Here is a 19,469-nt window from a genome sequence, read left to right on the forward strand (position 1 = left end):
TGGACCTATTTGGCGGAGTTGACCAGGTATTCGACCGCCGCCTTGAAGTCGGCATCTGAGGCGCTGGATCCGCCTTTGGGAGGCATTCCTCCCTTGCCCTGGGTGGCAATCTTGAGCACTTCATCGAATCCAGCCGCCAAGCGCGGTGCCCAGGCTTCCTTGTCGCCGAATTTGGGCGCATTGGCCACGCCGGTACCGTGGCAGGCAACGCAGGTGGTGTCGTAGATTTTCTTGCCGGCATCTGCGGCGGGCGCGGCTGCAGGCGCAGCGGCGGCTGCCACCGGTGTGGCCGCCGCCGCTGCTGCAATCTTCGCAGGGTCGCCCACTTCGGATTCACCAACCTTCTGAATGCGCTGCTCCAAGGCTTGCGGTGTCGGAATGGCGCCCACACCGGTCTTTGTACCGGACGAATAAAAACTCACCAGCCCCATGATTATGAATACGGGTGCAGCGAAACCCAGCCCGGCCGCGACCAAGGTCTGCATGGGTGTCTTGATCAATCCGTGGTTTGTCTCTTCGTGTTCCTGGCTCATGGTGTTCTCGATGAATACAGATGTGCCGCGCGTGCAGCGGCTTGCCCGATTATAGGAGTGTCCATTCGTATCTGGACACAAATCGGAGACTGGTCCCGGCTATCGGCGGGCGTTCGCAGCCACCTGGTCATCGGGTGCTGCGTTCCAGCCGCCCCCCAGTACCTTGTAGAGCGCCACCTGATTTTGCAGTTGCTGCAATCGCGTGAGGACCAAGGCCTGCTCGGACGCGAACAGCGAGCGTTGTGCATCGAGAAGATCCAGATAGCTGGCTACGCCATTGCGATAGCGAAGGTCGGAAAGTTCAAAGCGGCGGGTATCGGATTTGGCTTGTGCCTGCTGCGCATCGAGTTGTTTTTGCAGCGTTGCGCGGCCAGCCAAGGCGTCAGCCACTTCACGGAACGCAGTCTGTATTGATTTTTCATACTGGGCCACGGCGATATCGCGCCCGACCTGAGCGGCTGCCAGGTTCGCCTGGTTGCGTCCGGCATCGAAGATCGGCACAACTGCCTGCGGTGCGAAGGAGAAAGCCCAGGAGCCGCTTTTGAACAAGCCCGACAGCTCGGTACTCACCGTGCCCAGCTGCGCCGTCAGTGAAATGCGTGGAAAGAATGCTGCGCGTGCGGCACCGATGTTGGCGTTGGCGCTGATCAACTGCTGCTCCGCGGCCGAGATGTCCGGACGGTGCTGCAGCAAATCCGACGGCAGGCCGGCGGGCAGGGGCTGCATGGGCGCAGCCTTGGCGAGGCGCGAAGCCGCAAGGCTGGCGCGCACTTCATCGGGCAATGGTTGGCCGACAAGGAGCACCAGCGCGTTTTCATCCTGCATGCGCTGGCGTTCCTGCTGGGCCAGCGTGGCACGCGCTTGCTGCGCAAGGCTTTCCGCTTGCCGTAGATCGAGTTCAGAGCTGACGCCGTTATCCAGCCGCAACTGCGTGAGCTTGACCGACTCTTCGCGCGTCTGCAGCGTGCGGCGCGAGAGGTCAAGCAGCTCTTCGTCGGACATCAGCGCCAGCCAACCGGAAGCCACCGCGGACACCAGGCTGATCTGCCCTGATTTGCGCGCCTCGTCGGTGGAAAGGTATTGGGCCAGCGCCTGTTCCTTGAGTGCGGCGACCCGGCCGAAAAAGTCGATCTCCCAGCTGGTGATGCCGGCGCCCACCTGCCAGACCGAGCCGTATTTCCCGGTGGTGGTGCTGGGCTGGCGGGTGAAGTTGCCAATGCCGCTGAGCGTGGGGTACTCGTTTGCGCGCTGGATATCGAACTGTGCGCGCGCCTGTTCCACGCGCAGCACGGCGACGCGTTGGTCGCGGTTGTTTTCCAGTGCCAGCTGGATCAGCGATTGCAGCCGCGGATCAGTGAAGTAGTCCTGCCAGCGAATGTCTGCTGCCGGTTTCGCGCCAGCTGTATCTGTCGGCACGGTGGCAGGGTAGCTGGTCGGCACTGGCGCCGAGGGGCGCTCGTAAGCGGGGATGAAGCTGCAGCCGGCAAGCATCAGCGCCGCCAGGGCAGCGCCCAGCGTACGCGGCGAGTGTGTGGTTTGCATCATGGGAGGCTCGATGTCAGTGGTCAATGGTCGTTGCCGTGCTGGTGGGCCTGCTCGGCATCATGCTCCTGCTGGCGCTTGCTGCCCTTGAAGAAGCTGCGGACCAGTACGAAGAAGGTGGGTACGAACAGGACGGCCAGCAAGGTGCTCGTGATCATGCCGCCGACCACGCCGGTGCCGATGGCACGCTGGCTGGCGGAGCTTGCGCCGGTGGCCAGGAACAGCGGCATCACGCCGAGGGTGAACGCGAGCGAGGTCATCACGATGGGGCGAAAGCGCAGGTGCGCCGCTGCCAGTGCGGCCTCGAACACGCTCTTGCCCGAAGCATGCAGATCCTTGGCGAATTCGATGATCAGGATGGCGTTTTTCGCCGACAGGCCGATGATGGTCACGAGGCCGATCTGGAAATACACGTCGTTGGCCAGCCCTCTGAACAGGGTGGCCAGCAGCACGCCGAGCACGCCCAGCGGCACCACCAGCAGCACCGCGAATGGAATCGCCCAGCTCTCGTACAGGGCGGAGAGTGCCAGGAACACCGCCAGCAGCGAGAAGGCGTAGAGGATCATCGCCTGGCCACCGGCGAGTTTTTCCTCGCGCGACTGCCCGGTCCATTCGTAGCCGAAGCCCTCGGGCAAGCTGGCGGCGATGCGCTCCATCTCGGCCATGGCCTCGCCAGTGCTCAGGCCGGGCGCCGGGCCGCCGGCAATCTTCATGGCCGGATAGCCGTTGTAGCGCACGGTTTGCATCGCGCCGGTGATCCAGCGTGTGCTGGCAAACGTGTTGAGTGGCACCACCTGTCCCTTGTTGTTCAGTACCGGCAGATCCAGCACCGCCTCGGGCTGCATGCGCGCCTCGCTGTCGGCCTGGACGACCACGCGCTGCAACCGGCCCTGGCTCGGGAAGTCGTTGACGTAGGCGGAACCGAGCGCGGTCGAGAGGGCTGCGTTGATGCTGTCAAAGCCCACCCCCAGCGCCGCCGCCTTGTCGCGGTCGATGTCGATCTGCATCTGCGGCGCGTCTTCGATGCCATCTGGCCGCACCCCGGCCAGCACCTTGCTTTGTGCCGCCATGCCCAGCAACTGGTTGCGCGCGGCAACCAGCGCGTCATGCCCCTTGCCGCCGCGGTCCTGCAGGCGGAAGGTGAAGCCTGCGGCGTTGCCCAATTCCGGGATCGGCGGCGGGTTGATCGCGAACAGGAAGGCGTCGCGAAAGCCATGCAGCGCCATCGTGGCACGGTTGGCGATGGCGCTGGCGTCGTGCTGCGCGCCTTTGCGCTCATCCCACGGCTTGAGCGTGACGAAGGCCAGGCCCGCGTTCTGTCCCTGGCCGGAGAACGAGAATCCGGCCACCGTCACGATGTGCTCCACTTCGGGCTGCGCGAGGAAGTATTTCTCCACCGCCTTGAGCGCTACCTCGGTACGGGCGAGCGACGCTCCCGGCGGCAGTTGCACGTTGGTGATCAGATTGCCCTGGTCTTCGTTGGGCAGAAAGGAGGTGGGCAGCTTGGTGTAGATCAGCGCCACCACGGCGATCAGTGCCGCGTAGACCACCAGCATGCGCCCGCCGCGGTGCAGCAGGCGCGAGAGGCCGGATTCATAACGATGGGTGGTGCGCTTGAAGCCGCGGTTGAAGGCCCCGAAGAAGCCGCGTTTTTCGGTGTGCCCCTCGGCCATGGGCTTGAGCAGCGTGCCGCACAGCGCCGGCGTGAGCGAGAGCGCCAGGAAGGCCGAGAATGCGATGGACGTGCCCATGGTCGCGGCGAACTGGCGGTAGATGTTGCCCGTCGAGCCTGGGAAGAATGCCAGCGGCACGAACACCGAGATCAGCACCACGGTCACGCCGATGATGGCGCCCGAGATCTGCGACATGCCCTTGCGCGTGGCCTGCAGTGGCGTGAGACCTTCCTCGGCCATGATGCGCTCGACGTTCTCCACCACCACGATGGCGTCGTCCACCACGATGCCGATCACCAGCACCATGCCGAACATGGTCAGCACGTTGATCGAGAAGCCCAGGGCCATCAGCACCGAGAAGGTGCCCAGCAGGGCCACGGGAACCACGATGGTCGGGATGATGGTGTAGCGGAAATTCTGCAGGAACAGGAACATCACCAGAAACACCAGCGCCACCGCCTCGAGCAGGGTTTCGACCACCTTCTGGATCGAGACCGAGATGAACACCGAGGTGTCGTAGGGAATGGTGTATTTCACGCCTTGCGGGAAAAACTGCTGGAGCTCATCGAGCTTGTCCTTGACCAGCTTGGCGGTCTCCAGCGCATTGGCGGTCGGGGTGAGCTGCACGCCCATGCCCACGGCTTTCGCGCCATCCAGGCGGGCGCCGCTGCTGTAACTTTGCGCGCCGAGCTCCACGCGCGCCACGTCCTTGAGGCGAACGCTGGAGCCGTCGGTGTTGGCGCGCAGCACGATGGCCCCAAACTGCTCGGGGGTGGTGAGCTGCCCTTGCACGACGATGGTGGCCGTGGTGGTCTGGTCCGGCGTGCTGGGCAGGTCACCCAGGTTGCCGGCGGAAATCTGCACGTTCTGCGCACGGATGGCGGCGTTCACCTGGTCGAGCGAGAGATTGAAGCCCTTGAGTTTGGCCGGATCGATCCAGATGCGCATTGCGCGTTCGGCGCCGAACTGCGTGACCGTGCCCACGCCGCGCAGGCGCTGCAGCTCGGGCACGATGTTGCGTGCGGCGTAGTCATTGAGCGCATCGATGGTGACGTCCTGGGTCTCGGTCGTCAGCATGGAAAACAGCAGGAAGTTGGAGCGCGATTTTTCCACCCGCACGCCCTGCTGCACCACTGCCGCCGGCAAGCGCGGCGTGGCGCGCGAGAGGCGGTTCTGCACGTCCACCTGCGCCAGGTCGGGGTTGGTGCCGGTTTCGAAACTCAGCACCAGTGTGCCGGTGCCATTGGCCTGACTGGTCGTCTCCATGTACACGAGGCCGGTGGCGCCGTTCATCTCGCGCTCGATCACGGCGAGCACGGAATCTTCCAGCACCTGTGCCGTCGCACCCGGGTAGACGACCGAGACCTGAATCGTCGGTGGCGCCACCGCCGGGTATTGGGCGATGGGCAGCTTGGTGATCGAGACCGCGCCCGCCACCATGATGAAGATGGCGATGACCCACGCAAAGATGGGCCGTTCAATGAAAAATTTGGCCATGTGCCGTGCTCCCGGCGATCAGGACTTGGCCGCGGCAGCCGCGTCCTTGCCTGGTGCCGCGGGCGCCTTGGCGGGGGCGGCACCCAGCGCCGTCCATGGCACGGGTTGCACGATGATCGGATCGCCCGGCTTGACGCGTGGCAGCTTCTGGAAGCCATCCACCATCACCTGTTCACCTGCCTTCAGACCATCCAGCACCACCCAGCTGTCGCCCTGGCTTGGGCCGAGCTTGACAGGGCGCGGCGTGAGCTTGTCGCCTTCGCCTATCACCATCACCGTATCGCCGGCGGGTGAGCGTGTCACCGCCTGCTGCGGCAGCAGCACCGCGTTGTCTGCCTGCGCTTGTTCCAGGCGCACGCGCACGTACAGGCCGGGCAGCAGCGCGTGCTCGGGGTTGGGGACTTCGGCGCGCAGCGTCACCTGCCCGCTGGTGGGATCGACGGACAAGTCGGTGAACAGCAGCTTGCCCATGTGCGTGTAGGTGCTGCCATCCTCCAGGATCACGCTGACCTTGGCCGCGTTGGCCCCGGCGGACTGGATCTTGCCGCTGGCCATTTGCGCGCGCAGCTTGAGCGCGTCGGCCGCGGACTGCGTGAAATTCACATAGAGCGGGTTGATCTGCTGGATCAGCGCCAGTTGCGTCGGCGTGCCTTGGCCGACCAGGGCGCCCTCTGTGACGAGCGCGCGGCCGATGCGCCCGCCGATCGGCGCGGTCACCGTCGCGTAGCCCAGGTTGATCTGCGCCACCGTCAACGCTGCCTTGGCGGCGGCCACGTTGGCCTCGCCGGCGCGCTGGGCGGCGATGGCGTTGTCGTAATCCTGCCTGCTGACGGCGTTCTGGGCCACCAGCGGCGCATAGCGATCGGCGAGCGCACGGCTTTGCGCGAGGCTGGCCTGTGCCTGCGCGAGGCTGGCCTGTGCCTGCGCGACGGCGGCGCGATAAGGCGCGTCGTCGATCAGAAACAGCTTCTGCCCGGATTTGACGTCACTCCCTTCGGTGAACACCCGCTTTTGCAGGATGCCTGCGGCGCGCGCGCGCACCTCGGCTATGCGCGAGGCCTCCAGACGCCCGGGCAGCTCCGTCACCAGACCCACGTTGCCGGGCTGCACGGTGACCACCCCGACTTGGGGCGGAGGCGGCGTGCCACCCCCGGCCGGTTGCGCGCCAGACTGGCCGCAGGCACTGAGCGCCAGTGCGCCCGCAAGGGCCAGCGGGAGAACCAGCGCGCGCGAGCGCAAACGGGAGGCAGGACGGGCCGAGGAAGGCAGTCGCAACATGAAATTCCTTTGCTGGGCGGTGCGCTGACCAGCGCCAGCCCAGATGTTTGGGCACAGCGCGCATTGGGCGCACAAATGCGGAGCCGGGAATTATACATACATTGATGAATGTATAATCCACGGATTCGGACAATCGCGGATTGTCCCTTTTTTCAAGAATTCTTTCAGATGGCAAGGCGTACCAAGGAAGGCGCGGACGCAACCCGGCAGGCGCTGCTGGATGCGGCGGAGGATGTCTTCCACAAAAAAGGCGTGGGCCGCGCCTCGCTGGCGGAGATTGCCCAGGCTGCCGGCGCCACGCGCGGCGCGATCTACTGGCATTTCAAGGACAAGGTGGATCTGTTCAATGCGATGATGGACCGCGTCGCCTTGCCGCTGGAGGCCGCGTACCGCGACGCGGAGCTTGCCGGAAATCCGCTTGATCGTGTTCAGAACGCCGTACAGCGCCTGCTGCAGACGGCGGTGCAGGACACCCATGCCCGCCGGGTTTTCGAGATTGCCTTGTACCGGGTGGAGTATGTCGAGGAATTGAGCGGCGTGCGCGAGCGACACCAGGCTGCGCTGCAGCGCTTTCACTCCAAGCTCACGCGCGACCTCGCACTGGCGGGGCAGCAGCAGTGCCTGTCATTGCCGCTGCCCGCCGCCGATGCCGCGCTCGGACTGCAAGCCCTGTTCGAGGGCTTGCTGCAGGCCTGGATTCTGGGCGGCACGCCGTTTGACCTGGAGCAGGTTGGTGCGGGTGCGGTAGGCGCCTATCTGCGCGGGCTTGGCTATCGCCTGCAGGGTGGCATGCGATAATTTGAAGCTTCTTTTGTGCGGCTGTAGCTCAGTGGATAGAGTATTGGCCTCCGAAGCCAAGGGTCGTGGGTTCGATCCCCGCCAGCCGCACCATCCTGCCTTGCTGCCACATCCCCTGCGCAGCGGAGGCAGCCCCCGATCGCCATGAATGGATCGCCCGCGCGTGAGCGCATGGGCCGGCGTCGCCATCGCATACAGTTGCGGCATGGATGATGCAATGCGCGCCTTGCCGCTGGAAGGGGCCAGCAATTTTCGCGACCTGGGGGGCTATGCGGCCGGCAACGGCATGCGGGTGCGCTGGCGCCGGCTGTTCCGCTCGGACCAGCTGTCTGCCCTGACGCAGGCGGATGCGCAGGCACTGGCTCGGCTGGGGCTGGCCCGAACGATCGATTTCCGCGGCCAGGAAGAGCGCTCCGCGCAGCCTTATGCCCTGCCACGGGTGCGCCAGCTCCCCCTGCCGATAGAGCCCACGGTGGTGCGCCGCTACCGCGAGCTGGCGGCGCGCGGCGAGCGCTTCGGCGTGGCGCTGGCCGATCGGCTCATGCGAGAAACCTACCTGGGGTTCGTCGCCGACGATGCCCCGCAGTTCGCGCAGTTTTTCGAACAACTGTTGCAGGACGACGCGCCGCTGGTCTTTCACTGCACCGCGGGCAAGGACCGCACGGGGTTTGCGGCTGCGCTGCTGCTGCTGGCCCTGGGGGTGGGGCGCGAACAGGTGATGCAGGACTATCTGCTCACCAATCGCCTCTACCGCCGTCCGCCGCCGCCCGCGCAGGATGACACCACGCGCGCCGTGCACGAAGTGATCTGGGGCGTGCGCGCCGAGTATCTGCAATCGGCGCTCGCCGCGGTCGACCAGGGCTCGGGTGGACTGCAAGGCTATCTTCAGGGCCGTCTGGGTTTGAGCGATGCCGCACGCGCGCGGCTCGCGGCGCTGTACCTCGAGGCGCCGCCGCGCTAAGCTGGCGCCTTCATCCACCGCGAGGAGCGAACATGAGCGATTCTTCCCCCTTCGGCTTCGGGCGCTTCGTCCCGGGCTTTGACTTTTTGCAGAAGCTCACCGAAGGTGCGGCGGCCGGCATGCCCGCCATGCCGCCCATGGCCAACTGGGTGGCACCGACGATGAGCGTGGAAGAAATCGACCAGCGCATCCGTGAGCTCAAGACGGTGCAGTTCTGGCTGGAGCAGAACGCCCGCGCGCTGGCTGCCACCATCCAGGCGCTGGAGGTGCAGCGCATGACCCTGGCCACGCTGCAGGGCATGAATGTGGCGATGAAGGACCTCGCGGGCGGGGCATTCAAGGCGGCAGATGCAACAGCCCCCGCTGCCGCGCCCAAGGCCAAGGCGCCCGCGCCCGCCCCGGCTGCAGAAGCGCCGGCGCAGGAGGCCGCCCAGCCGCGGGAATCCGCGGCCGCGCCGGCGATCGATCCGCTGCAGTGGTGGGGCGCGCTCACGCAGCAATTCCAGCAGATCGCCGCCAAGGCCATGACCGACGCCGGCGCGCAGCAGGCAGCCTTGCAGGCCACGCGCGAGATGACCACCGGCGCGCTCAAGGCAGCGGAGGAGATGGCGTCTTCGCTGGTGCCAAAGGCGCCGGCGGCAGCGGCGAAAAAACCGCAGGGCTCACAGGGCAAGGCTGCGGCAAAGAAGGCGCCGGCGCGCAAGACCAAGCCCGCCAGGTGATTCCTGTTTCAGGAGCTAAAGGCGCTTTCTGGATAAGCGTCAGAGTCTGATTTGAGCCCTTTTTTACACTGTGTCGGGCAGCCAGATTATCGTTCTCGTCACGCCGGTATTCCTCGCGTTGATGGCGCTGGAATGGATGGTGGGCCGTGCGCGTGGGCGAGTGGCGTTTCGCCTGGCCGACGCGGTCAGCAGCATCAGTCTGGGGATGCTGAGCCAGACCAGCGCGGTGTTCACCGTGCTGCTGCGCGTGGGGCTGTACACGCTGGCGTGGCAGCAGCTGGCGCTGTGGCGCGACGATGCGTTCTGGCTGAGCGCACCGGGCTGGCTGCTGGCGCTGCTGCTGTACGACTTCTGCTACTACTGGCTGCACCGCATGGGGCACGAGGTGGCGGTGCTGTGGGCGGCGCACGCGGTGCACCACCAAAGCCAGGACTACAACCTTTCCACCGCGCTGCGCCAGACCAGCTCGGGCGCGCTGCTGGGCTGGCTGTTTTACCTGCCGATGGCGCTGGCTGGCGTGCCGCCGCTGGTGTTCGTCGTCGTCGGCCTCGTCGATCTGCTCTACCAGTTCTGGGTGCATACAGAGCAGATAGGGCGCCTGGGCTGGTTTGACCGCTGGTTCTGCAGCCCGAGCAACCACCGCGCCCACCATGCAGTCAACGACCGCTATCTCGACAGGAACTACGGCGGCATCCTCATCGTCTGGGACAGGCTCTTCGGCACCTTTGTCGAGGAGGACGATCGCGAGCCCTGCGTCTACGGCACGCGCGGGCTGCTCGCCAGCTGGGATCCGCTCTGGGCCAATCTGCAGGTTTATGCCGGACTGGCGCGCGACAGCTGGCATGCGCGGCGCTGGCGCGACAAGCTGCTGGTCTGGCTCAAGCCGCCGGGCTGGAGGCCGGCGGATGTCGCGGAGCGCTTCCCCAAACCGGCCTTCGACTTGGCGCGGATGACCCTCTTCGACCCGGCGATGACGCGTGCCCAGCGCTGGTTCGCGGGTGTGCAATTCGTGCTGCTGCTGGCGGGCGTCAGCGTTTTCCTCTGGCATGCCGACGGTGCGCCGCTGGCCGACAACCTGCTCTGGTTTGCCGTGCTGCTCGTGTGCCAGTGGGCGCTGGGAGCGGTGATGCAGGGGCGGCTGTCGATGGCCGTGGCGCTGATGATCGAGGCCGGTGCGCTGGCCACGGCAAGCGCTGAACTCGGCTTGGCTCAATGGCATCACATCGCCAAGCCGGCAGCCATGGTGTTTGCTATCATCTCAGCAGCTTATCGCGCTTATCCATCAGGCCTTAAAGGCGGATTTCATTCGTATTCGTCCGCATGGCTGCTGCTGGCGCTGCTCGGCTCGCTCGCGGGGGACGTCTTCCTCATGTTCCCGGGGTTTTTCATTCCCGGGCTGGTGAGTTTTCTGCTGGCCCACCTGTGCTACATCGTGCTGTTCCGTCGCGATGCGCCGTGGTTCGCGCACCGCCAGGCGCTGCTGGCGGCGCTGAGCCTGGGGGGCGGGATGTATGCCTTGCTCTGGCACGGCGGCCTGCCGCCGGAATTGCGTGCGCCGGTGGCCGCCTATGTGCTGGTGATTGCGCTGATGGCGGCGCAGGCCTGGGCACGCTGGCTGACGCTGCGCAATGGGCCTGCGCTGTGGGTGGCGCTCGGCGCCTGCTGCTTCATGCTCAGCGATTCGCTGCTGGCGATCAACCGCTTCGTGCAGCCGCTGCCCTGGTCGCAGGCAGGGGTGCTGTCCAGCTACTACGCGGCGCAGACGCTGATCGTCGTCGGCATGCTGCGCGGGGGCGCGCGCCGGCGGTAGGACGGCGCCGGCAGCCGCCCATCATTTTTTCCAGACGATCGGGAAGCGGTCGTCGTCGTGGGCCGCCTCGCCTGGCTGGACGGTCACATCCGCCTGCGTGACCGTCGGGTCGGATCCGGGGTGGGGATACCAGATCGCATCGTCGCCCAGCCAGCGGGTGGAAATGGCTGCTCGGCGGTGTTTTGACGAACTGTTGCCGCGCGCACCATGCAGGACCCAGGCAGAAAACAGCACGCAGTCCCCGGCTTTCATGTCCCAGCCGACGATGTCATAGGCGCTTCTGTCTTCTTCGATGGCCGGAACGGGCTCGCCTTCGATGCCCTTGAGCTGCCAACTGCTGGGATGGTTGTCGCGTTTTCCGAATTGTTCCGGCATGTAGTAGCGCCGATCGGCGTGTGAACCACGCACGAATTCCAGCGCACTTTGCTCCACCGTCGAATCGGTCAGCGCCACCCAGATCGAACAGATCTGGCGGCCTTTGAACGGCCAATACGGCACATCCTGGTGCCATGGCGTCGGCGCGGTGGTGTCCGGCTCCTTGACGAGCATGTGATCGAAATAAAACCGCGCCACCGAGCTTCGCATCGCCTGTCCGGCAATGGCGGCGATTCCGGATTCGAACACGAAGTTCCGGATTTCCGGGTTTTCCCGCCACAGATACCGATCTGTAAACAATCGATTGCGATTCGCGTTGGGATTGGCATCATTGACCCAGCGGCTTGGTGCTGCCAACTGCGCATCAACGACGCTGGTCATTTTATCGATCCATTCTGGAGTCAATATGTTTCTGACGCATATGACTCCATCGCGCTCGTACGCCGAAATTTCTTCTTTCGTCAATAATCTTTCCATGTCAATCTCCTTGTCGTGAGATATGAAGCGAAATCCGGCCAATGTCAGTCGACAAACTTCCACTTGCCGTTTTTGACTTCGACCAGTACCTGGCTGCGCTCGTCCGCACCGTTGTGGTTGGTGTGCGACATCGTGTATACGCCTTCCGCCAAGACCAGATTCTTGATGTCGTTTTCCAGCGTGTCGCGCAATGCCAGGCGAAATTCCGGCGTGCCCGGGGCGGCTGATTTCATTGCCAAAGGCACGATGTGGTTGAGTATCAGGTGCGCATCCCAGGCGGTGCCGCCGAACAGGGAAAGTGCGCCGATACCATACTTGGCCTTCACTTTTTCAACATAATTGACCGCGACCGGCTTGACGATATTGTTTTCCGGCAATTGTTCCGCGACCAGAATAGGAGAGACCGACATGAAAGTGCCTTCGATCGATTTCCCGCCAACGCGCAGGTAATCGTTGTTGGCGACCGCCTGGGTTTGGTATTGCGTGCCGCCATAGCCAATTTTCTTCAGCTCCAGCTGAGGCAGCGCCGCGGGTGTGCCGGATGCTGCGATGAATACCGCATCCGGTTTCTTGCTCATGATTTTCAGTGCCTGCGAGACGAACGAAGTGTCGTTGCTGGCAAAACGCTCGATACTGACGATGTCAATGCCGACGGTGGGTGCGAGTTTGTTGGCTTCTTCGATGAAAACCTGGCCATACCCGTCTTTGGCCGCAATGATGGTGAGCGTCTTTTCTCCCCGCTTTTTCATGCGATTGAAAATGACATTCAACTGGATTTCTTCCGAGGGCGGCAATTTATAGGCCCATTTTTTGGGCCCTTCCTGAGGGTTGATCACGGCGCCCCCACCCGAGAGCGTGATCATGGGCGTTTTTGTTTCTCCCGCCACCTCCAGCACGGCAAGTGCCGTCGCGGTGATGGATGGACCGATCAAAATATCCACGTTGTTCTTGGTAACGAGCTTTCGTGCGGCCAGTGTCGCAGCCGTCGGGTCGGAAGCATCGTCCAGCACGGTGACGTTGAGTTTTTGGTTGCCGATGGTTGTGGGCCACATCTCTATGGTCTGTTGCGCGGGAATTCCAAGAGAAGCCGCGGGGCCCGTCAAGGAAAGAATCACACCCACGTTGACATCGGCATATGAAATTCCAAGTGTAAAGATGGCAATGCATCCAAGGAATATTTTTTTGAATTTCGGCATCAATATCTCCAGTTTGAAAACAAAAATTTCAAAAACTCAGCCAAAGAAAATACTTGTCATGAATCAATGGGCTGGCTGAAATCTTGAACGAATCATCTTGCACATGAATGCCGGGCATGTCAACGCCGCAAGGCGTTGATGGCTGAAGCAACGGGCGGAATTTTGCGCATCGGTACGGCATTCACGTCGCATGGTTGCTTGACCGATGGCGATGAAACCGCCTCCATCATGTGTCGAGCCGAGGTTTTTACTTCACATAAAGCCACGCCCCGTTCTTCACCTGAATGGCAACGACGGCGCGCTTGTCATAGCCGACATGGTCTTCGGGCGTCATGTTGATGATGCCCTGCGTGGTCACGAGGTCGCGCACCTGTTCGAGCGCATCGCGCAGCGCGCTGCGAAATTCCACCGTCCCCGGCCTGGCCTTGGCCAGCGCGGCAGGCAAGGCCTTGCGCAGCAGCAGGTTGGTGTCGATGGTATTGGCGGCGAAGATATTCATCGAGCCCTTGCCGTATGCGTTTTCGTAGGCTTGGATTTCGCTCAGCGCAATCTTGCGCGTGGGGTTGGATGGGTCAAGCTGGTCCGCCACCACCACGCCACCGGCCGCGAACACGGCGCCTTCCGCGTCCTTGCCGGCGACCTTGAGGAAGTCGTTGTTGGCGATGCCGTAGGTCTGGTAAATGTGGCCCTTGTAGCCGCGCTCGACCAGGGTTTTCTGCGGCAGTGCGGCGGGGGTGCCGGCGCCGGCGATCATGATGGCATCGGGCTTGGCCGAGAGCAGCTTGACGGCCTGGCCGATCACGCTGGTGTCGTTGCGCGCATAGCGCTCGACGGCCACGATCCTGATGCCTGCGGGTTCTGCGGCGGCCTTGATTTCATTGAGCCAGGATTCGCCATAGGGGTCGGAGAAGCCGATGAAGCCCAGCGTCTTGACCTTGTTGGCCAGCATGTTGTCGACCGTGACGGCAGCCACCAGGCTCTCGTTGGAAATGGCCTTGAAGACCCAGTGCCGGCTGGCGTCCTGCGGCAGCACGATGCGTGCGCTGGCCGCCAGGCTCAGCAGGGGCAGCTTGCGTTCGCCGGCGGCATCGACCATGGCCAGCGTCGCAGGGGTGATACTGGAGCCGATGATCACGTCGGCGAGGTTGTCGTCGGAGAGTTTTTGCAGGTTGCGCAGCGCGGTCGATGGGTCGGAACCGTCGTCGAGCACCACGTAGTTGATCTTCTCGCCGTTGATGTCCCTGGGAAACAGTTTGACCGCGTTGTGGCTGGGGATGCCCAGCGAGGCGCCTGGCCCGGTCAAGGAGAGCGTCACGCCGACATTGACGTCGGCCTGTGCTGCCGTCATTGCGCCGGTCAGGAGCAGAGCCGCAACCCGTGCGATCAGGGGGAATTTCATGAAAGTGTCTCCGGTGTCAGGGTTCGGTGGTGGTCAGGAGGAAGTGCTGGCGCCTGCTATTGCGCCCGCCCGCTCCAGGGCGACGGCGTCTGCGAGCATGTGGCGAAACCGCCCCAGTGCGGCATCGAAGTGCAGGGGCAGCATGTGCTCTTCTGCCCCCGGCGCCAGGTTCTTGAACTGCGCGGTGATCATGCGGCAGTCCTCGTTGAAAGCCTCCAGCAGCGTGCGGTACATCGAGTTTTTCATCGTCGAATCGCCTTCGCCGCGGCGGTGCGACTGCTGGAAAAAGTAGTGCGTCGTGGTTTCCGTCTCGGGTGTCAGCGTCTGGCAGCTGTGCAGCTGAACGGCATGGCTGAGGTCGTCAGGCGCATCGGTGACGGGCCGCCCGCCGGAGTGCATCAACAGCGTGCCGGGGAAAAGAAAGTCGTAGATGAACCAGCGGTCGAGGTTCGATTCGAACTTGCGAAAGCGCTGGTAGTACGGCGGCGCGGGCACATCGTGCACGTGGCGCGTGACCCTGATGCCGCGCTGGCCGCCGGCGTCCACCGTCTCGATTTTGGGGCGGGCCTGTGCGATCGCGGTGGAGCCTCCCAGCGTCTTTTCGTGCACATAGCTCAGGTGCGAGAAGTCCAGCAGGTTGTCGCAGATCAGCAGGTAGGGCGTGTCGTAGTGCAGATAGCCGGGGATGTTGACCCAGTCCGGGTGGTCGCACGAGAAGTTGTCCGGCAAATTTTTCTCATCCGCCAGGGCCGGATCCCCCATCCAGACGAAAACCCAGTTGTTCTTGCAGGCGACCGGATAGGTCTTGACCTGCGCCCGGGGCGGAATGCGCTCCATGCCTGGCAGGTCTACGCATTGGCCACTGGCATTGAACATCATCCCGTGGTAGCCGCAGCGCACGGCGTCGCCTTCGCGCCGGCCGATCGACAGGGGCGCGTGGCGATGGCAGCAGCGATCTTCCAGCGCGGCGAATGTGCCGTCCGCGGTGCGGTAGACGAGGATGGGCTCGCCCAGCACCTTGCGGGAAAACAGCGTGCCTTCGGTGGCCGCCGGGATCTCATGGTCCCAGGCGATGACGTACCAGCAATTGCGAAGCCACATCTCGGTCTCCTGATGAATAGGCCGATGAACTGTATGGGTTCTTCTTGAATGCAGCAATATCATTGTTCTCATACAAACAATGCACAAGATTCATATGGATGCCTTCGACCTGAATCTGCTGCGGGTGCTGGAGGCCCTGCTTTCCGAACGCAGCGTGACGCGTGCGGCGCGCAGTCTGGACATGACGCAAAGCGCGGCCAGCCATGCGCTCAATCGCTTGCGTGAATTTTTTGATGATCCGCTGTTCGTCAAGTCGGGCAACGCGATGGTGCCGACCCCCAAGGCGCAGGCGCTGCAGCCCGCCGTCTTCGATGTCATGTCCACGGTGCGCCAGCGCATCCGCACGCAGGCGGTATTCCAGCCGCAGGCCGCGGAGCGTGAATTCGTGCTGTGCATCACGGACATGGGCGAACTGGTCTTCCTGCCCACGCTGCTCAGGCGCTTGCGGCTTGAAGCGCCGCAGTGCTCGCTGCGGACCTTGCAGGTGCCCGCCGAACAGATCGAGAAACTGCTGGCCGAGGGCACCGTCGACCTAGCCATAGGCTCCTACCGGACAGCGCCGGATGGCTTGTACAAGCAGCGCCTGTTCATGCACAGCTTCGTGACGATCACCCATGCGGACAACACCCGGTGGGGGCAGGACATCAGCCTGGCGCAGTTCGAACAGACGCCGCAGATCGTGGTGACCCTGACGGGACGCGAGCCTGTGGCCTACGACAAGGTGCTGGAAGACACGGGAATCAGGCGCACCGTGGTGCTGCGCACGCCCCACTTCCTGATGGTGCCGCTGCTGCTGGAACAAAACCCCGAGCTGATCGCCACCGTGCCGCTGGAACTGGGCAATGTCTTCGCCCGCCTGGGCACGGTGCGCATGCTGCAGCCGCCTGTGGAACTGCCGACGTTTGCCATCAACCAGTACTGGCATCCGCTGTTCCACCACGAACCGGGTCTGGTCTGGCTGCGCGAGCTCATCAAGCAGAGTTTCGAGACCTACCCCGATATCTACGCCGGGCCAGAAGCCTGATCGAACAGTCCTCCTGCAGTGCTGCTTGGCTGCAGGCCCAGGTGCCGCCAGGCGGCGAGCGTGGCCACGCGCCCGCGCGGGGTGCGCTGCAGAAAGCCTTGCTGAATCAGATAGGGCTCGATCACGTCCTCGATGGTGCCGGCTTCTTCACCGATGCTGGCCGCGATGTTGTCCAGCCCCACGGGGCCGCCGTCAAAGCGCTGCACCACGGCTTCGAGAAATTTGCGGTCCATCACGTCAAAGCCCTGTGGGTCCACGTCCAGCATGGCCAGCGCGCGCCGGGCGATATCGAGCGTGATGCGCCCATCGCCCTTCACGTCGGCGTAGTCGCGCACGCGGCGCAGCAGGCGGTTGGCGATGCGCGGGGTGCCGCGCGAGCGGCGCGCGACCTCCAGGCTGGCATCTGCTTCGATGGGGGCGTTCATCAGGCCACTGGAGCGGGTGACGATGCGCGAGAGTTCCTCGGCGGTGTAGAACTCCAGCCGCGCGACGATGCCGAAGCGGTCGCGCAGCGGGTTGGTGAGCATGCCGGCGCGGGTGGTGGCGCCCACCAGCGTGAAGGGCTGCAGATCGAGCTTGATCGAGCGCGCCGCAGGGCCCTCGCCGATCATGATGTCGATCTGGTAATCCTCCAGCGCGGGGTAGAGGATTTCCTCGACCACCGGCGAGAGACGGTGGATTTCGTCGATGAAGAGCACATCGTTGCGCTCCAGATTGGTGAGCAACGCGGCGAGGTCCTTGGGCTTTTCCAGCACCGGGCCGCTGGTCTGGCGCAGCTGCACGCCCAACTCGTGCGCGATGATGTGCGAGAGCGTGGTCTTGCCCAGGCCGGGCGGGCCGAACAACAGCACATGGTCCAGCGCTTCGCCGCGCTTCCTGGCGGCGCCGATGAAAATTTCCAGCTGCTCGCGCGCCTTGGCCTGGCCCACGTACTCCTGCAGCAGCTTGGGGCGCAGCGCGCGCTCCAGCGCCTCTTCCTGGGGTGAGGCGGGCGCCGCCGAGATCACGCGGGCATGGGCGGGCGCGGACGGGGCGGCGAAGTCGTCGGTGTGGATGCTCATGGGCGTGCGGCTGCGTCAAGGATTGAGCCACTGGTGCAGCGCATTCGCGTAGTTCACGTCGAAGCGTGCGAAGTAGTCCGTGCCGTTGGGCGCACTGCAGCTGGACGTTCCGCCAAAGAGCTGCCCCACCAGATAGCGGCGCGAGCCCATGGCGGTGAAGGCGCCGGAGCCGCTGCTGCCCGGCTCGACCACGCCCTGCTGCCAGCGCACCGCGTAGAAGCGGGCCAGGCTGCGGTCGGTGTCCTGGCACAGGCTGCTGCTGCAGTTGCTGTAGCCGATGATGGCGCCGGTGCTGACGCGCTGCAAGTCGCCCTCGGGGTGATGCACATCCGAGATGGCCGTGCCCGCGACGACATTGGCGCCGAAATACGAGCCGGCGTAGACCACGCCTGCGGGCACCGCATCGTTCAGGCGCAGCAGCGTGGTGTCCGTGCTGGTGCTGGTGTAGAGCAGCGTGGCGCCGCCGGTGCGCTGTGCGTGGCCCGCGTAAGGGGCCGGACTGCCGCAGGCGCTGGCGCGCAGCAGCCAGTCGGTCGTGAGCGTGGCGGCCGTCGCCTGGTCTGCGATGCAGTGGCGGGCCGTGAGCAGGTAGGGCGTGCCGCTGGAGGCCATGTCGTTCATCAGCGTGCCACTGCACTGGAAGGCGTCTCCGCTGGCCTCGACGAAGCGCAGGCGCGCGACCGAGCGGCCCTGCTCGATGTAGTCCGGGCTGCAGGCGACGCTTACTTCGCAGCTGCCCGCGCCGGCTTTGGCCAGCGTTGGTGCCTGCCCGGGCGCCAGGGTGGTCTGCGACAGGCGCGGTACCGCCAGGCGCACCTGCGGCGGCGATGCTGCTGCGGGAATCTGGATGACGAGGGTGGCTTCTTCTCCGGCCACTTCGGGGCTCCAGTACAGCGGCGCGGCGGCTGGCAGCAGCGCGGTGTCGATGGGCCGGGCCTGTCCGTCCGCGCTCTGAACCAGCAATTGCGCGGCATCTGGCAGTGCCCGCACGGCCAGCCCCAGGCGCAGGCCCTGCGCTCCATCGGCGTGAAAGCGCAGCGCGGCCTGCTGCATGCCGTGCTCCGCCGGCTGCCATTGCAGCAGTGCCGCGGTGGATGCCTCGTCCGCGGTGGCGGTGATCGAACGCCCCGTGCCGATCTGCAGCGGTGTGCCTGCCTGCTGCGTATCGCCGGCCTTGGCGAGGGGCGGCGGGAGCAGGGGCAGGGTGATGGTGGCGCCGGGCACCGCGCTGACCAGCGGCAGCTCGGCCTGGGGCAAGGGTGCCTGCTTCAGCAGCGGCCCGGGGTCATAGGGTTCGATGCGATTGGAGCCGGGGGCCGGTGCAGGCGCTGGCGATGGTGCGGGAGCCGGTGCGTCCGAACCACCGCCGCAGGCCGCCAGTGCCAGCAAGAGGCAAAGCGATGAGATCCGCTGGAAACGCGTTGTGTGCATGGTTGTCCTGTTATTTGGCCAGCGCCTTGAGCGCGAGCTTGATGCCCTCGCTCACGCCCACGTCAGTTGGCAGTGCCTTGAGCGCAGCGGCGGCTTCCTTGTCGTTGTAGCCCAGCGCCAGCAGCGCCTGCAGGATATCCGTCTGCGCCTGGCTGCCGGGCTGCGCGCGGGCGCCGATGTCGGCGCCCAGCTTGCCCTTGAGCTCCAGCAGCAGCCGCTCGGCGGTTTTCTTGCCGATGCCCGGTACTTTCACCAGGCGGCCTGCTTCCTGCAGCGTCACCGCCTGCGCGAGGTCTGCCGCGCCTATGCCCGAGAGAATCGCCAGCGCGGTGCGCGGCCCCACGCCGCTGACCTTGATGAGCTCGCGAAAGGTCTGGCGCTCGGCCGCCGTGGCAAAACCGTAGAGCAGCTGCGCGTCCTCGCGCACGATGAACTGCGTCAGCAGGCTGACCGGCTCGCCGGTGGCCGGCAGGTGGTAGAAGGTACTCATCGGCACCAGCACCTCGTAACCCACGCCGTGGCAGTCAATGAGCACCTCGGGCGGGTTCTTCTCCAGCAGCTGTCCGGTGAGTTTGCCTATCATTCACATCC

General features: G+C 64.6%; 16 protein-coding genes and 1 tRNA gene. 6 read left to right on the top strand and 11 right to left on the bottom strand.

From position 1 onward, the window contains the following. Positions 1–5: 5 nt before the first annotated feature. The 4 genes from K320_RS0112835 to K320_RS0112850 all read right to left on the bottom strand — a co-directional run bounded on the left by K320_RS0112835 (position 6) and on the right by K320_RS0112850 (position 6,523). Positions 6–533 carry a c-type cytochrome gene (locus tag K320_RS0112835; RefSeq protein ID WP_024539244.1) on the bottom strand — a complete coding sequence of 176 codons (528 nt, stop codon included), beginning with the start codon at positions 531–533 and terminating at the stop codon, positions 6–8. Between the two features lie 99 nt (positions 534–632). Continuing rightward, positions 633–2,075, bottom strand: coding sequence for an efflux transporter outer membrane subunit (locus K320_RS0112840; RefSeq protein ID WP_024539245.1), 1,443 nt, complete (start codon positions 2,073–2,075; stop codon positions 633–635). A gap of 23 nt (positions 2,076–2,098) precedes the next feature. Beyond that, positions 2,099–5,245, bottom strand: a complete 3,147-nt coding sequence (locus K320_RS0112845; protein WP_024539246.1) for an efflux RND transporter permease subunit — start codon at positions 5,243–5,245, stop codon at positions 2,099–2,101. 18 nt (positions 5,246–5,263) lie between these two features. Beyond that, entirely contained in the window at positions 5,264–6,523 is a 1,260-nt protein-coding gene (locus tag K320_RS0112850; RefSeq protein WP_024539247.1) for an efflux RND transporter periplasmic adaptor subunit, read from the bottom strand. 168 nt (positions 6,524–6,691) lie between these two features. On the opposite strand from K320_RS0112850, the gene K320_RS0112855 reads away from it, so the two are divergent. From K320_RS0112855 to K320_RS0112875, 5 genes are all read left to right on the top strand, one after another. Next, positions 6,692–7,321, top strand: coding sequence for a TetR family transcriptional regulator (locus K320_RS0112855; protein ID WP_024539248.1), 630 nt, complete (start codon positions 6,692–6,694; stop codon positions 7,319–7,321). 17 nt (positions 7,322–7,338) lie between these two features. Then, positions 7,339–7,414 (top strand) — tRNA-Arg (locus K320_RS0112860). Positions 7,415–7,526: 112 nt separating this feature from the next. After that, the gene (locus K320_RS0112865) at positions 7,527–8,282 is read left to right on the top strand and encodes a tyrosine-protein phosphatase (RefSeq protein WP_024539249.1); all 756 of its coding nucleotides are present in this window, start codon (positions 7,527–7,529) and stop codon (positions 8,280–8,282) included. Positions 8,283–8,314: 32 nt separating this feature from the next. Further along, positions 8,315–9,004, top strand: a complete 690-nt coding sequence (locus K320_RS0112870) for a PhaM family polyhydroxyalkanoate granule multifunctional regulatory protein (protein ID WP_024539250.1) — start codon at positions 8,315–8,317, stop codon at positions 9,002–9,004. Between the two features lie 121 nt (positions 9,005–9,125). Further along, on the top strand, positions 9,126–10,814 hold the full coding sequence (locus tag K320_RS0112875; protein ID WP_051384914.1) for a lysoplasmalogenase family protein: 1,689 nt from the start codon (positions 9,126–9,128) through the stop codon (positions 10,812–10,814). Positions 10,815–10,835: 21 nt separating this feature from the next. On the opposite strand, the gene K320_RS0112880 is transcribed toward K320_RS0112875, so the two are convergent. The 4 genes from K320_RS0112880 to K320_RS0112895 form a co-directional block, all read right to left on the bottom strand. After that, on the bottom strand, positions 10,836–11,666 hold the full coding sequence (locus tag K320_RS0112880) for a phytanoyl-CoA dioxygenase family protein (RefSeq protein ID WP_024539252.1): 831 nt from the start codon (positions 11,664–11,666) through the stop codon (positions 10,836–10,838). 44 nt (positions 11,667–11,710) lie between these two features. Next, a complete protein-coding gene (locus tag K320_RS0112885) occupies positions 11,711–12,862 on the bottom strand; it encodes an ABC transporter substrate-binding protein (protein ID WP_024539253.1) in 1,152 nt (383 codons plus the stop codon). A gap of 247 nt (positions 12,863–13,109) precedes the next feature. Next, on the bottom strand, positions 13,110–14,261 hold the full coding sequence (locus K320_RS0112890; protein ID WP_024539254.1) for an ABC transporter substrate-binding protein: 1,152 nt from the start codon (positions 14,259–14,261) through the stop codon (positions 13,110–13,112). Positions 14,262–14,294: 33 nt separating this feature from the next. Then, positions 14,295–15,362: an aromatic ring-hydroxylating dioxygenase subunit alpha gene (locus K320_RS0112895; protein WP_024539255.1), complete on the bottom strand. Its 1,068-nt coding sequence runs from the start codon at positions 15,360–15,362 to the stop codon at positions 14,295–14,297. Between the two features lie 79 nt (positions 15,363–15,441). On the opposite strand from K320_RS0112895, the gene K320_RS0112900 reads away from it, so the two are divergent. Further along, a complete protein-coding gene (locus K320_RS0112900) occupies positions 15,442–16,386 on the top strand; it encodes a LysR family transcriptional regulator (protein WP_029696123.1) in 945 nt (314 codons plus the stop codon). Here the strand turns inward: K320_RS0112900 and ruvB are convergent. The 3 genes from ruvB to ruvA are packed head-to-tail and all read right to left on the bottom strand — an operon-like array spanning position 16,365 to position 19,461. Next, on the bottom strand, positions 16,365–17,447 hold the full coding sequence (gene ruvB / locus K320_RS0112905) for a Holliday junction branch migration DNA helicase RuvB (protein ID WP_024539257.1): 1,083 nt from the start codon (positions 17,445–17,447) through the stop codon (positions 16,365–16,367). The genes K320_RS0112900 and ruvB overlap by 22 nt on opposite strands. A 15-nt stretch (positions 17,448–17,462) precedes the next feature. Further along, on the bottom strand, positions 17,463–18,878 hold the full coding sequence (locus K320_RS0112910) for a trypsin-like peptidase domain-containing protein (protein ID WP_024539258.1): 1,416 nt from the start codon (positions 18,876–18,878) through the stop codon (positions 17,463–17,465). Between the two features lie 10 nt (positions 18,879–18,888). Next, entirely contained in the window at positions 18,889–19,461 is a 573-nt protein-coding gene (ruvA, locus tag K320_RS0112915) for a Holliday junction branch migration protein RuvA (protein WP_024539259.1), read from the bottom strand. Positions 19,462–19,469: the final 8 nt, after the last annotated feature.

This window comes from Comamonas badia DSM 17552, assembly GCF_000484635.1.
GTDB lineage: Bacteria > Pseudomonadota > Gammaproteobacteria > Burkholderiales > Burkholderiaceae_C > Comamonas_C > Comamonas_C badia.